The 14,228-nt window shown below is 50.6% G+C and carries 11 protein-coding genes; 10 read left to right on the forward strand and 1 reads right to left on the reverse strand.

Annotated elements, in window-relative coordinates; genetic code table 11:
- Positions 1-1,186 precede the first annotated feature (1,186 nt).
- The gene (locus NQ050_RS10490; protein WP_257039284.1) at positions 1,187-3,091 is read right to left on the reverse strand and encodes a GAF domain-containing protein; all 1,905 of its coding nucleotides are present in this window, start codon (positions 3,089-3,091) and stop codon (positions 1,187-1,189) included.
- A 136-nt stretch (positions 3,092-3,227) separates the two neighbouring features.
- On the opposite strand from NQ050_RS10490, the gene NQ050_RS10495 reads away from it, so the two are divergent.
- The 10 genes from NQ050_RS10495 to NQ050_RS10535 all read left to right on the forward strand — a co-directional run bounded on the left by NQ050_RS10495 (position 3,228) and on the right by NQ050_RS10535 (position 13,535).
- Positions 3,228-4,412: a thiolase family protein gene (locus NQ050_RS10495; RefSeq protein ID WP_257039286.1), complete on the forward strand. Its 1,185-nt coding sequence runs from the start codon at positions 3,228-3,230 to the stop codon at positions 4,410-4,412.
- A gap of 3 nt (positions 4,413-4,415) precedes the next feature.
- A complete protein-coding gene (locus tag NQ050_RS10500) occupies positions 4,416-5,291 on the forward strand; it encodes a 3-hydroxyacyl-CoA dehydrogenase family protein (protein ID WP_257039288.1) in 876 nt (291 codons plus the stop codon).
- Entirely contained in the window at positions 5,288-6,076 is a 789-nt protein-coding gene (locus NQ050_RS10505) for an enoyl-CoA hydratase/isomerase family protein (RefSeq protein WP_257039289.1), read from the forward strand. Before NQ050_RS10500 ends, NQ050_RS10505 begins: the two co-directional genes overlap by 4 nt.
- Positions 6,077-6,095: 19 nt before the next feature.
- A complete protein-coding gene (locus NQ050_RS10510; RefSeq protein WP_257039291.1) occupies positions 6,096-6,347 on the forward strand; it encodes a hypothetical protein in 252 nt (83 codons plus the stop codon).
- Positions 6,340-7,938: a sodium:solute symporter gene (locus NQ050_RS10515; RefSeq protein ID WP_257039296.1), complete on the forward strand. Its 1,599-nt coding sequence runs from the start codon at positions 6,340-6,342 to the stop codon at positions 7,936-7,938. Before NQ050_RS10510 ends, NQ050_RS10515 begins: the two co-directional genes overlap by 8 nt.
- Positions 7,919-8,338 (forward strand): acyl-CoA thioesterase, encoded by a 420-nt coding sequence (locus tag NQ050_RS11290; protein ID WP_368734694.1) that lies wholly within the window; start codon positions 7,919-7,921, stop codon positions 8,336-8,338. Before NQ050_RS10515 ends, NQ050_RS11290 begins: the two co-directional genes overlap by 20 nt.
- A complete protein-coding gene (locus NQ050_RS10520; RefSeq protein WP_257039292.1) occupies positions 8,331-9,110 on the forward strand; it encodes an enoyl-CoA hydratase/isomerase family protein in 780 nt (259 codons plus the stop codon). Before NQ050_RS11290 ends, NQ050_RS10520 begins: the two co-directional genes overlap by 8 nt.
- A 20-nt stretch (positions 9,111-9,130) precedes the next feature.
- On the forward strand, positions 9,131-10,771 hold the full coding sequence (locus NQ050_RS10525) for a class I adenylate-forming enzyme family protein (RefSeq protein WP_257039293.1): 1,641 nt from the start codon (positions 9,131-9,133) through the stop codon (positions 10,769-10,771).
- Positions 10,772-10,884: 113 nt separating this feature from the next.
- Entirely contained in the window at positions 10,885-12,009 is a 1,125-nt protein-coding gene (locus tag NQ050_RS10530) for an alcohol dehydrogenase catalytic domain-containing protein (RefSeq protein ID WP_257039294.1), read from the forward strand.
- Between the two features lie 53 nt (positions 12,010-12,062).
- Positions 12,063-13,535 (forward strand): NAD-dependent succinate-semialdehyde dehydrogenase, encoded by a 1,473-nt coding sequence (locus NQ050_RS10535; RefSeq protein WP_257039295.1) that lies wholly within the window; start codon positions 12,063-12,065, stop codon positions 13,533-13,535.
- Positions 13,536-14,228 lie beyond the last annotated feature (693 nt).

The raw sequence follows: 14,228 nt of genomic DNA on the forward strand, positions 1-14,228 counted from the left end.
GATTGCGCAGGAAGCCCAATCGGCCCCTCAGCATGCCCGAAAACAACATCGCCGAAGTAAAACAGAAGCCCTTCACACCCCCAACAATCTCACCCACGGAGTTGACAACCTATATAGGAACACCCCCCCAGAGGGATCACGACATGTGCATAGCAACGCTCCCTGTTCGCAGGGATGGTTCTGGAGAAAACGGGCGTGCTAGAGGGGTCTGACGGTCTGCTCCCAGTCCGCTGAGATTACCTAGCCCCACCCCTCGCACCCCGGCCGGGCCCCACACAGCGATGTACCAGCCGGGCCAGCCGCAGGCTGGTTCGGCTGGTGCGAGCCACCCCACTGGCCGATGTGCCGGGGCTGGGCCGGGTCCGGTGTGCGAGGTCAAGCCCACCTACCCCACCACCTTGCGCCATGGGACAAATCAGCCGGCCCCGTGGGATTGGCTCTTGCACCACGTATCGCAGCCAGTGGTCGGTGCGCTGGGTCAAGCCCTCAAATTCCTGGCTTGACCTTCCCTTTGCGGGGTCTAGCTAGGTCTTTTTCTATTGACGACCATGGTCTTGCAACGCCGTTTCCCGCCGTTTGTTGCGTTCCCCACAAAATTCCGTCGACGGAATCACCCCTCCCTTATCGATTGAGCCTCCGTCAAGCTCCCTGCAAAGAGGGCCACGAGCACCCAAAACCACCTACCCCATGAAGAGATCAAGACACGATACCACCAAGATTGTGAAAATTCTCGTATGCCCGCCCTCTCCTCACTATAGAAGTCTTCTACCTCGAGCGTTAAAACAAAACTCTCTCCGATGCACGATGAAATTGCTTACAATTATCGACTTTCCAGCTGGCCCCTAATCACAAGTTCATAATTCACAACAACACTCTCGAACTCCAGAAACCAAATCATTCCCAGTAAGTTCTAAAAATGAAGCGAACGCCTGACACCATTTGGAATTGACTGCAATTTATTTTGATACAGCTTTCACCCCCTCATCCAGAGAAATCTTTAATTTGCATTCGAGATAGACAAAAGCCTTTAGGGTTTATGAAATACCGGAACCCCTGGCAAAAAGGGAACTTTAGAAGCGGCACCGACTTTAAAGGAAGGTTGGAGACTCCACCAATACCAGGCAGCAAGTGGTTCTGGCAAGGAAATCTTCCCTCTCATTTGCGATCTATAAGTTTATTGAGATGACTAACGCCGCGCAAAATCAAGTTGCTGGGCAACAACGATTGAAGCCGCAAGTTGAAAATCTAAGAGCCGCAATCCGGCATTCCAACCTTTACCCAACAACTCATCAAGCTTGAGCATTCGATGACGTACAGTATTTGCATGAACGAACAACTCTGCTGATGCAGCACTGATCGAAAACTGATTCTGCACCAATGCTTGTGCCGTAGCGAAAAGCTCAGTTTTATGTCTGCGATCATAATCTAGAACTGTTCCGATACTACCTTCCACCAGATTTTTCCTTTGATCCTCCGATAGGCCCGACAATAACTGGAGCGATTTTGGCAGAGAAGAAGCAGTAAACCATCCCTGACCAGCCTTCAAGCGAAGACTCGAAATGATTCTCACATACTCTTGACATTGCTGAAAAACGGGCTTAGCTTGCTCCAAAGAATCAAAAGGATCAGAAATAAATACTGATAACTCTAACTGTTCAAATTTCAGCGACTTGGCGCCACGAATTGCCTCTAGGATTTCCTCCACCCTATTGTTCTTGCCCAATAGACCAATCTGTTCTTGCCCGACACCGATTAACACTTTGGTAGCAAAATCCTGAAAGTTTTTCTCTAGATAGTCCGCGATCCTTTCCACGTCTCCCTGCAAAATCGCCAATCGATTTGAACCGTCCGGATAAATGTCCAAGTCCTGCAATCGTGCCTTTTGCATGGCTGTTAGCTGCCCAAATCCGTAATGAAAGAGACTGAAAAACGCGTTGCTTGATTCGAGAAATAGTCGCACCCGGTCTTCTGCTCCGCCCAGGCTACAAACACTTAGAACCCTGGCCACTTGCCCGAACAGTTCCGAATAGTTCTCTGCGTCCGGATCCCCTGACACCAATGCTCCCCAGGGTCGAGACTCCAAGAAGAGGGGCCATATATGACAATTCTGCTCCCCCATTCTCAATCGCTTCCATTCGCCCGCACCTTTTGCAGTTTGCACACTTCTCACGATTAGCTCTCGAAGTGAAGCGGACAAATGATTATGAGCTTGCGCGCCTACGAGCTGTTGTAATGACAGAACTTCAACCTCACCCCCAATTTCCTGACTCAAGAGCCTTTCTAATTTGCTTGAACAATTCGGACTTTGAGCTAGATCCAAGACTTGACTAAGCAAGTGGTCCCGCTTGCGAACTGCTTGAAGCTCCGATGAGACATTCGAGAGGCTCTCTTCTGCCATGGCAAGAGTCTGTGACGACTCAGTCCTTTGCCTAAATTGACGAAGCACCACCGAGCACTGGATGGCCAACTGTTCCAAAATAAAGATATCGGCTGTGTGATAGATCCTCTCGTGCCGATCTGCAACAAAAATCACCCTACTTGGTTCCCCTTCAGCGAAGATTGGAATACCCAGGAATGCACGGAAGCCTTCTCGCTTCACACAAAGGTCAAGTTCACGCTGATGCGTAAACGACTGGTCTCTCAAATAGTTGGCAACCTGAAGTGGACTCTCAACACGAAGGATCTCAAAAAATAAACCGGCTTCTTTTGGTTCTATCTCTTGAAACTCGGTTGTCCACACGCCGGCCGAAAGCAGGATGCTACCGCACGCCCTAGCCTCACTTAGTTCCATCACAAAGGCAGCATCAGTTCCCAACAGTTGACGAGCTAAGCCCAGAACATGACCAACTGAATCATCTCGATCCTCATCATCGGTAAACCGGTCTGACAAATCAGCGATTTCAGCAATCAAATTTCTATACTTTCGGTTGCTTTCCGCCTGGTTGTTAACAGCCATCAAGACCTCCCGCATCGAAGCTGAATCCTGAACCACCGGAGAGGCGAAAAGCTGCTCGCGGAAGCTATCGATGGGAAGTCGCAGAGCATCTTGGCACAGCGAAACGAATTTTGCCTCAAAAGGATCGTCGCTCATGTGTTGTATATTCCTCCAACTAAATCTTTGAATATTGTAGATTCCTACACTATGCGGCCGTGACCTGAGGTGCAATGCTCTTCACTAAGTGATTCAGTTCACGAAACAGTGTTCGGCGGCAGAGAAAGGAGATCCTATGCCCGCCAGCTCGACTACAACACGCGACAAGAATCCGGTGATTACAGCGGCGGTTCGATTGCCCATTGGGCGGCGTGCCGGGAGCCTTTCCGAATTTGATGGGGTTGCGCTAGGTGCCAAAGCAATCGAATCTCTCGTGTCTCGAGCCAACCTAAGCTCATCCCAAATCACTGACGTGATAATGGGAAACACGCTCTCGCACTATGGAAATCCAGCGCGTGTGGCGGCGTTGGCTTCTGGGCTAGACGAATCGGTCGCAGCAATGACAATTGATCGACAATGCGGCTCGGGAATCAATTCGGCAGCGCTAGCTGGCTCACTTGCTGTGGCAAATGGAGGCCTTTATGTAGCCGGCGGCATGGAAAGCATGACGAATGAGCCTTTCCAGCTCGCTCGATCCGCACGCGCATTTGACGCACAGCCGCCAAAGTTTCTTCGACGGGAACTTTCAACCCCTGAGGTTGGAGACCCAACTATGGGCCAAACTGCAGAAAACTTGGCAAATAAATACAACATCAGTCGCGAAGAACAGGACCACTTTGCTGCTATCAGCCAGCAGCGATACGCCGATGCTCATTCACAGGGCAAGTACAACACATTTATTGTTCCGGTTACCTTGCCAAATGGCGAAGTGTTGGAAAACGACGAGCATCCTCGTCCTTCAACAACTGAAGAGAAGCTAGCGAAGCTGCGTCCAGTTTTTGCCGAAGATGGAACCGTGACGGCCGGAAACGCGTCAGGAATAAACGATGGCGCGGCTGCATTGGCGATCACCGATTCCCAAACAGCTCAGGAACTAGCGTTGCCTACGCTCGCTGAAATTGGACACTCAACCGTTGTGGGCGTTGACCCGAAGATCATGGGGATCGGTCCGGTTAACGCAATCCAGAAACTCCTGGCGATGACCAATGGTTCTCTCAATGACTACGAATTCATTGAAATCAACGAAGCCTTCGCCGTTCAAGTTCTGGCCTGCACCAAAGAACTGGGCCTAGATCTTGGCAAAGTTAATCCCCTGGGTGGAGCAATTGCACACGGACATCCAATCGCCGCAACTGGCACGATTTTGATTCAAAAAGTAATCAGCGAGCTCACACATCGAGGAGGCGGCAAGGCAATTGTCACCGCCTGTATCGGTGGAGGTCAAGGAATCGCTACGGAAATTATTGTCAAAGGAAGCTAAATCATGACAGTCTCAATTCGGAAATTGGCCGTTTGCGGAGCAGGAACTATGGGGGCACAGATCGCTCTACACATCGCGCTCCACGGATATAGCGTTTCTCTCTTTGATATCTCAGAGGAACAACTACGCCATGCGGACAGCACCCTGCGTTCGCTTATGTCCCGGAAGTTGACAAAAGGCAAAGTTACCCAATCTGAAATCGATGATGCCTTTAACAATCTTGACTATACGACGGATATCGCTCAGGCATGTCATGACGCCGATTTAGTTATCGAAGCCATTGTTGAAGATCTCGACATTAAGAGGAGCCTTTTCCAACAATTGAATCAAGTCGCACCAGATAGTGCAATTCTGGCGACCAATTCATCGAGTATCGTGTCTTCTAAATTGGCGGACTCAATCGACAATGCTGAACGCCTCTGCAACATTCATTTCTTCAATCCAGCACTTGTGCTTCCACTTGTCGAAGTAGTGCAAGGACCTCATACGTCAGACGCTACGGTCAAAGCGGTCATCGATTTCGTCAAAGACATCGGAAAGACTCCAGTTCATATTGAAAAGGAAATCTTCGGATTCATCACTAACCGCATCCTCGCGGTCATCTTTGATGAGGCGATCTCATTGTATGAACAGGGCGTTGCATCCATCGAGACTATCGATACTGCCGTAAAGGCGGGCCTAAACCATCCGCTGGGGCCGTTCGAGCTGCTCGACATGACGGGCATAGATGTGAATTACGGGATCAAAGTACTCCAGGCCGAGGATTCTGGAGACCCAACTCAAGGACCTTCTAAGACGCTGACCGAGCTTTACCAGAAAGGCCTCATGGGCAGGAAAACCGGCCAAGGTTTCTACACTTATGAAAAGGAAAAGCCATGAGTTCGGCCGTTGTTAACAGTGTCATTGTAGATGGCGTAGGAATCATCTCGATCAATCGTCCACAAGCGCATAACGCCCTAAACATTTCCGTGCTCAACGGAATTGAGGAAATTCTCGATTCTTGGACTTCCAACGAGGAAGTCACCGCCGTGATCTTTACTGGCAGTGGCGGGAAGGCTTTCGCTGCAGGAGCAGATCTCACCGAGCTAAGCAAACTTTCACCGACCGATGTGTTGCGTCAGTACCCGATGGCAAAGCTATTCAACCGTATCGAAGACTATTGCAAACCAACAATTGCCGCAGTCAATGGAATCGCACTAGGTGGCGGGTTTGAGCTCGCATTGGCATGTGACATTCGCGTGGCCGCAAGTGGAGCAAAGTTTGCTTTCCCCGAGCTAGGTCTAGGAATCATTCCCGGAGCTGGTGGAACTCGACGCTTAACGCAGGTAGCTAACCGATCAATCGCCCTACACATGATTCTCACCAGAGAAATAATGACAGCGCAAAGAGCCTTTGAACTTGGCATTGTCTCCAAAATTGCGGACGATGCCCTAGAAGTCGCGAAGGAAATAGCTCTCACGTTGTCAGGCAATGGTCCAGTTGCCCAACGCCTTGCCCGTGAAGCTATCAAAACCATTGATTCTGAGGGGCACGCAAAGGAACAGCTCTCCCAGGCCGTGGCGTTCAGCAACCACCAGAGTATTGAAGGAATGCGTGCCTTTCTTGAGAAACGAAAACCTAATTTCGCAATCGACGAAGAAACCAGCTGCAGCCAACAAGTCTAAGTAAGGAGGAACTCCTGCTATGCAAGATCACAATCCTCAAGATCAACCGGATCTCGGTTTTTTTAAGCCTTCGGGCTTCCATATCGGAGGAGCTCTCCTCGTGATTGCCCTTTCTGTTATTGCCTTTCTACCTTTCAGCTTTACAACCTTGGTAGGAGGCACCACTCTCGTCAATTACATCCTGGTCGCAATCATGATTGTGTCCCTCTTTGTACTAATCCTCGACCTGGCAATTCATAAGAACGATGTTGGAGGTGGCAACGATGCCTAGTGAGAATATTCTGCCCTTGATCATCCTCATTCTCTATATGGCGATGACTGTCGGCATTGGCCTCTATGCTCATCGCCAGACCGAAGACTCTTCCACCAAATCTTTCCTTACCGGTGGCGGTGGAGTTGGCTTTTGGGTTAACGGTTTCGCCATCTTTGCTGCATTCGCCACAGGCGGCACAATGCTCGGAAACATTGGACTTTCCTACTCAGGAGGTTGGGGCTATATCACTGCCTATAACGGTGGTGTTGCCTTGGGCTACCTAATCACTACATTCTTTCTCGCCAAGATCCTCCGCAATATGAACGTGGCTACGGTGCCTGAACTGATCAAAGCCCGCTATAACCATCGCCTCATGAACCTCACTGTTCCAATCGTCCTAATTGGAACCTTGACCGCCTACATTGTCGCCCAAATGAAGATCGGAGGACTCATCGGCGAACAGATTTTTGGTATCCCATACAGCTGGTCTGTCATTCTGATCGGCGCGGTGTATGTTTTCTACACGTTCGCCGGTGGCATGAAAGCCGTAACGCTCACAGACTTCCTCCAAGGCATGATGATGATTGGAGTGGTTTTAGCAACAGGCTTCATCGCCGTCAATTCAAATGGTGGATTCTCGGTATACGAAGTCGCCCAGGGTCTGCGGCCCCAATGGACTCTCGCAGAGGTATACCCTCCAATTTCATACATTGGTGCATTCCTAATCTGGGCTACTTGTAACGCCATTCTTCCTCACACCGTCATGCGTATTTTCGCTGCGAAGGATCAACGGACCGGACGCGCATCCCTGGCACTTGGCCTCGGTCTCTACGTCATTACGGGTATTGTGACGTGCGTCTTCGTCATCGCGGGAACAATTGTGTTGACTGGTGGTGAAGATATCAAACAGAGCGATGGCGCTTTCCTTTTGTTCTTGGACCAAGCAACACCTAACTGGGTTCGCGGACTTGCTTTCGCAGGAATTTTTGCCGCTGTGATGTCGTCGGTCTCTGCAATGCTTCTAGCGCTATCTGCGGCGCTATCCTACGATTTGATCGCCCAAGTTCGCCCATCGACGTCCGACGAGACTAAACGCAAGGTCACACGTTTCGGCATCCTCGGATTCGGAATCGTAACCTTGATCCTCTCACTCAACCCTCCTGAGTTCCTGACGCTGCTTTACTCTGCAGCGATGGGCCTACTCGCTTCTTCCCTGTTTTTCCCCACGCTCCTCGGGCTCTGGTGGCGACGCATCAGTGGATCCGCAGCATTCGTCGGCGCATCAGTCGGAGGTATTTCTTACCTGATCTTGCTTTTCGGCTTTGATCTTCCCGCCCTTTCTCAAATTTGCTACTCCATGCCACTTTCGGGAATTGCATGCGTCGTATGTGCCTACATTTTCAAACCAGCGACTCCTCAACAGATTCGACGGCTTACTATCGCACACCAGCGTGAGGTCACTGATGATGAGGCGGAGGAGTTTAACCGTATCGCAGAACTGGAGCTGAGGGGCGAAGCGCCTGCTGCTCCAATTCCCCCTATCCATGCGAGCAACAAACCAAACAATCAATCCGAGACTAAGGCCGCTGATGTTTCGTACAAAGATTAGACCTCGCTATTCCGAGAATGATGCCGCAGGACACATTAACAACACGGTCTATCCGGTGTGGTTTGAAGACGCAAGACGCGAACTATTCTCCATCTTCGACCCAAAACTCACCCCAAATCCTTGGAACCTTCTGATGGTACGAAGTGAGATCAATTTCAAGAAGGAGGTTACATGGGTTGACGAGGTTATCGTCCACACATATGTAAAAAGGATTGGCAACTCTTCGATTTCTTTGTACGAAGAATTGCACCAATCGGGGTCATTGTGTGCAACTTCCGTGGTTACCTACGTCAACGTGCACCCGGAGACACGTAAACCAGAAACCATAGGTAAAGCAGTTGTCGAGAAGCTGAACAAACACCTCTGCGACTCAAGGCCGGAAGGAGTCTCGAATGACTGAATTGGTTCGTGGAAAAGTAGAGAACGGCATTGGCTTCATTACGCTTGATCGGCCGAAGGCGCTGAATGCTCTAACTTTTGAGATGCTCCGCACTATCGAACGGCATCTCACCGAGTTTGGTGAGAATCCCACCGTCCGGGCAGTGCTTATCCATGGTGAAGGAAAAGCTTTCTGCGCGGGCGACGACCTGATCGACATGGGCAGCGAGAATTACCCCGTTCCCGACGTAAAGCTCGATGAGTACCTTCATGGTTACCCACAGACGTGTCAAGCGATTCGAGATTGCCCAAAGCCAGTAATTGTGGCCATCCATCGGTATGCATTGGGTGCAGCTTTTGAGCTCGCACTGGCCTCAGATTTTATCGTGGCTGAAAAGAGCGCGAAAGTGGGACTACCGTTCGTACTACGCGGATTTGCAGCCGGAACTAATCTCCTCAGTAGGCTAACAAACAGGCATTTTGCCTCACGACTCCTCTTCACTGGCGAGATTGTCGAAGTCACAGAATTGGAGAAGTTTGGCCTCACCTACAGTCTCGTTGACAATGGCACGGCTTTCTCGGAAGCAGCAAATTTAGCGATGACGCTCGCGACCCTGCCCACTAAATCCATCTCACTCATGAAAAGCTCGATCCAAGCCTCCGAGGCGGCCGACGAAAAGTCTTCTTGGTTGATTCAAGCTCACTCGACTGTGTCCTCCTCACTTACTGAAGATCATGAAGAGGGGCGATCTGCCTTCAAAGAAAAGCGCAATCCGTCTTTCAGAGGACGATAAGAAAAGAAGGGAAAACAGGAATGTACGACCCCATGACGGATTTTTCCGCAATGACTTTCTACAAGAGCCAGACAATGGCGAAGTATTTACAGGATCACGCGACGTCAAATCCCGATAAGACCGCTGTGTACTTCTATGGTTCTACCTTCAGCTACAGGTGGCTCGATGAAAAATCTGATGCCCTTGCGTTGACTCTGGCTGAACAAGGCATCAGGAAAGGTGACGTTGTCGCCGCATACATGCAAAATTGTCCTCAATTTGTCGTCTCGTACTTCGCCGCACAAAAGCTTGGAGCAGTTTTTAGCCCCTGCAATCCCATGCTCAAGGAGAAGGAACTCACGTACCAACTCAACGATCTCGGAGCTGTTGCGCTTATTGCTAGTGCAGAATTGGTTCAGGAGTTCGAGCGCGTCGAAGATTGCGCGGTCCACACCCTCATTGTTACAGGCTTCCAAGACGTTTTGGATTTGGACAAACACCGCCAGGAGTTTTCTTTCACACCTCCCAACGATTACGTCCCATCCTGCGATTTCGTATCATGGGAAGATGCCTTGGAGATCACACCGGACAAGGCACTTCACTCTTCAATGCTCAATCCTGAGATCGATTTGGAGCAAGACGTCTCGCTAATCATTTACACGTCAGGCACCAGCGGTCTACCCAAGGGCGCGATGCTGTCCTACACAAACTGTGTATTTAAGGCAAACTGCGTTGCCTCAACATACGGTTATGGGCCTGACGACCGAGTGTCCGCTACCATGCCAATCTTTCACGTAGCAGGAATGCTTGTTGGAATGACCTCAGTCTTCGTTGCGGGTGCTTCAATGATTCTTCAAGCCAGATTTGACGGGGAAGATTTTGTCACAATGGCTTCAAAGTACAAGATGACAATCTCATACACCACTCCCCCAATAAATAGTGCAATTCTGGCTACCGGGCGAGCCTCGGAAATGTCAGCGCTGCGACTTTGTATCGGGACCAGCTTTGGTTCGCAAATTACCGAGAGTTTGTCCAACAAGTGGAAGGCCGAAACCGGAAACGATTTCTTTGAATTCGCCTACGGAATGAGTGAGACCCATACTGCAGACACCATGACTCCCCCTGGTGGCATCGTCTGGGGCAGCACAGGTAAACCAACCTTCGGTACGAGCATTAAGATTACCGATCCAGAAGATCGATCGAGGGAGCTGCCACCAGGCGAGTTGGGTGAAATCAGCGTCAAAAGTCCAGCAGTCTTCCTTGGGTATAAGGGCAAGCCCGAGGCTACCAAATCCGCACTTCAGAATGGCCGCTACTTCTCGGGAGATATGGGCCGACTGGACGAGAATGGCTATTTGTTCTTTGATGGCCGTTTCAAAGAGATGATTAAGTGCAATGGCTATTCGGTTTTCCCTGAGGAAGTTGAAAAGTACCTACAGGATCACCCGGCGGTGAAGCAAGCTGTTGCAGTAGGCGTTCCTGACGACGAACGTGGCGAGTCAGTACGAGCTTTCATCGTGCTCAAAGACGACCTGGATGCCCCAGTTACCGAAGAAGATATTATCCAGTGGGCGAAAAAGAACATGGCAGCGTACAAATATCCGCGGTCTGTTCGCTTCATTGACAAAGTCCCGGAAACTGCAACAGGCAAGATGTTGCGCGCGAAACTGCGTAACAGCTAGTTTCGCCTTTCACTGTGTGATTAAACAGCCGGGAACTCAGGGTATTTCTCGGCTGTTTCTATCCCAACGTGATTTCAACGTGTCTGTAATGCTAATTCTTGGAAGGAACAATCATGTCAAACCCTAATTCGTTGACCATTAAAGGCGCCGTCCTAGAACGATCAGGTGAAAATCCTCCCTACGCAAAATCCCAACCCTTGACAATCTCCAAGCTCGTACTCACTGAGCCTGGCGAAGGTGAAGTTCTCGTCCGTATCCGGGCTGCAGGCTTATGCCATTCAGATCTTTCGGTAGTCAATAATAACCGCCCTCGGCCACTTCCAATGTTGCTGGGCCACGAATCGGCAGGAATTATCGAAGCCATTGGTCCAGGAGTCCTGGACTTTGAAGTTGGCGACCACGTTGTGATGACCTTCCTGCCACGGTGCGGTAATTGTTCTGGATGTGCTACGAACGGAAAAATGCCTTGTGAAGAGGGTACAAAGTCCAATACCGCCGGCACTCTCCTGAACGGAACTCGGCACCTCACCCGAGACGGTGAGGTCATTCAGCATCACCTTGGTGTATCGGGATTCGCCACTCACGCTGTGGTATCACAGCACTCAATCGTGAAGATTGGCAAAGATGTTCCTGCAGATATCGCGGCTATTTTTGGCTGCGCAATTCTGACAGGTGGTGGGGCAATTATTAATGAAGTGAAACCGGGTCCCGAAGATACCATCGCAGTAATTGGACTCGGGGGAGTCGGCATGTCTGCAATCATCACAGCGGCCGCTTTAGGTGTAAAGGAAATCGTTGGCATCGACATGCAGAAAGATAAGCTGATGAAGGCCACGGAACTTGGTGCAACCTCTTCAATGACACCTATTGAAGCGGAGCAGTCTGGGAAACGATTTTCCGCTGTTGTCGAGGCTGCGGGACATCCTAAAGCTTTGGAGACCGCGTTTCGAATTACCGCTCCAGGTGGATTGACTGTCACCGTCGGATTGCCTGCTCCTGGAAGCTCAATTGAGATCGACCCCTTGGTCATGACAGCAGAAGCTAGGCGCGTCCACGGTAGCTACCTTGGATCGTCAGTTCCTGCAAAAGATATCCCAATCTACGAAAAACTGTGGCGTGAGGGAAAACTAAATGCAGAGGGCCTTATTTCTTCACATATCAAACTCGAAGAAATCAATGAGGCTATGGACAAGTTGGCTGACGGGACTGTTATTCGCCAAATTATTGAATTCGATTAAGCACCCATACTCCGATCACTTGAATCGGCTCTCAAACTCTCAAAGGATTTGACATGACTGTAGGTACAGACGAACTCCTATCAAGGGTCCCCACCAAACTTCTCATCAACGGCGAGTGGGTCGACGGTTCTGCAGGTGAGACTTTTGACGTACAGAACCCAGCAACGGGAGAAATTATCGCAACGCTTTCTTCCGGCACCGAAAGAGACGCGATTAAAGCTCTTGATGCAGCCTGCAATGCACAGGAGGCATGGTCTGCCACGACACCTCGGGAGCGTGCTGAGATTCTGCGAAGGGCGTTCGACCTTGTAACAGAAAAGAGGGAAGAACTCGCAACTCTAATGACGCTCGAAATGGGGAAACCGCTAGCAGAAGCGCGAGGTGAGGTGACTTACGGCGCAGAATACCTTCGCTGGTTTTCCGAGGAAACTGTGCGCCACTACGGCCGCTCATTTGAAGCTCCGGAGGGCACTCTTCGCATGATTACCCGCCGAAAGCCTGTAGGCCCATGCTTGCTGATTACTCCGTGGAACTTCCCTCTCGCGATGGCTACTCGAAAGGTTGCACCGGCTATAGCAGCTGGTTGCACTATGGTGCTCAAGCCAGCTGCGCTTACTCCTCTTACCTCGCAGTACTTTGCCCAACTACTGATTGAGGCTGGCCTTCCAAAGGGCGTCCTAAACGTCGTGTCATCGAACTCGGCATCTTCCATTTCCCGTCCTATTTTGTCGGACCCGCGAACCCGCAAGGTTTCATTCACCGGCTCGACACCAGTCGGCCGCCTGCTTCTTAAACAAGCGGCAGATAATGTGCTGCGCGTTTCCATGGAATTGGGCGGAAATGCGCCGTTCATCGTGTTCAACGATGCGGACATCGACCAGGCGGTAGAGGGCGCAATGGCAGCAAAGATGCGCAATATCGGGGAAGCCTGCACCGCGGCAAACCGGATTTTGGTTCAGGAAGACATTTCTGCGCTGTTCATTCAAAAACTCGCGTCGAAATTTGAAACTCTCAAGATCGGTAACGGGTTGGACGACGAAGTCACTTGTGGTCCTCTGATTGATCAAAAGGCCGTTGACAGCATGCAGGCCCTGGTCCAAGATGCTCTCGACAAAGGCGCCACGGCAGTAGTCGGCGGATCCAAAGTTGATGGGCCAGGTTTCTTTTTTGAACCAACTCTTCTCACGGGTGTAACCAGCGAAATGCGTGTAGCACAAGAAGAAATTTTTGGGCCGATCGCCCCGATCATCACCTTCACGGATGAAGCAGAGGCAATCCGCATCGCGAATGACACAGAGTATGGACTTGCCTCCTACATCTTTACCGAGGACAGCGACCGTCTATGGCGCGTTGCCGATGCTCTCGAATTCGGCCTCGTCGGCTTCAACGCCGGAGTAATTTCCAATGCCGCTGCCCCATTTGGTGGAGTAAAACAGTCCGGTATGGGCCGCGAAGGTGGCGCGGAAGCCCTAGATGAATACACCTCGCTCCAGTACATTGGCGTCCGCAATCCGTACGGTTCTTAACAGCCTAAGGAAATGGTGCTGAGCTCTTTTGCAATATCGAGTAAAGCACCATTTTCGGCCATTAAGTGACTTGTTTGCACCAATCATTTCCAATCGGTGCAAAGACCAGCACGTGCTACGAGAGTCCGGGGGCGGGCTGTTTCGCATTTTGCTTCTTCTCCGCCCGCATCCGGTGAATGCTGAGCTGAGAGCAGTGATGCAACTTATCAAGTTTCCATAACCAAATATCTAACTTCCAATCTGGGAATTTGCCCTCATTGCCGGAATGGTCAGGCCCGAAAAAAGTACATCGGATACTTCGACAAATTCGGACACAACGGAGCCTACATCTCCCGCAACGACCCGAACTACAAATCACACCCCGTCTTCGGAATCGGCGGCTTCATCATCCCAGCCGACAACATCCGACACCTCTCCGGTGCATTCCGCCAAATTAAAGAACGCGGACTCAAAGCAGAAATCGACGCCAAAGTAATCGCTAAAGGAAAAACAAGTAGAACTCTGGGGAAAAAAGGCGCATTACTACTCACAACCCAAAACGTCGAAAAGTACCGGGAAGTACGCAAGGGGCCGACCCCCGGAAAGTAGACACATCGGGTGGTCAATATGATGGGATTATGTTAGCTCACGCGGTCTTGGCTTCAAACTCTTTTGGTGACAGGTATCCACACCAGGAGTGACGCCTTTTGGTGT

Source organism: Corynebacterium sp. 122RC1, from assembly GCF_024580955.1.
Lineage (GTDB): Bacteria > Actinomycetota > Actinomycetes > Mycobacteriales > Mycobacteriaceae > Corynebacterium > Corynebacterium kozikiae.

Excerpts from the sequence above, each read along its gene's own strand:
- NQ050_RS10490 (WP_257039284.1), bottom strand. The coding sequence starts at position 3,091 with ATGAGCGACGATCCTTTTGAGGCAAAATTCGTTTCGCTGTGCCAAGAT.
- NQ050_RS10495 (WP_257039286.1), top strand. The coding sequence starts at position 3,228 with ATGCCCGCCAGCTCGACTACAACACGCGACAAGAATCCGGTGATTACA.
- NQ050_RS10500 (WP_257039288.1), top strand. The coding sequence starts at position 4,416 with ATGACAGTCTCAATTCGGAAATTGGCCGTTTGCGGAGCAGGAACTATG.
- NQ050_RS10505 (WP_257039289.1), top strand. The coding sequence starts at position 5,288 with ATGAGTTCGGCCGTTGTTAACAGTGTCATTGTAGATGGCGTAGGAATC.
- NQ050_RS10510 (WP_257039291.1), top strand. The coding sequence starts at position 6,096 with ATGCAAGATCACAATCCTCAAGATCAACCGGATCTCGGTTTTTTTAAG.
- NQ050_RS10515 (WP_257039296.1), top strand. The coding sequence starts at position 6,340 with ATGCCTAGTGAGAATATTCTGCCCTTGATCATCCTCATTCTCTATATG.
- NQ050_RS11290 (WP_368734694.1), top strand. The coding sequence starts at position 7,919 with ATGTTTCGTACAAAGATTAGACCTCGCTATTCCGAGAATGATGCCGCA.
- NQ050_RS10520 (WP_257039292.1), top strand. The coding sequence starts at position 8,331 with ATGACTGAATTGGTTCGTGGAAAAGTAGAGAACGGCATTGGCTTCATT.
- NQ050_RS10525 (WP_257039293.1), top strand. The coding sequence starts at position 9,131 with ATGTACGACCCCATGACGGATTTTTCCGCAATGACTTTCTACAAGAGC.
- NQ050_RS10530 (WP_257039294.1), top strand. The coding sequence starts at position 10,885 with ATGTCAAACCCTAATTCGTTGACCATTAAAGGCGCCGTCCTAGAACGA.
- NQ050_RS10535 (WP_257039295.1), top strand. The coding sequence starts at position 12,063 with ATGACTGTAGGTACAGACGAACTCCTATCAAGGGTCCCCACCAAACTT.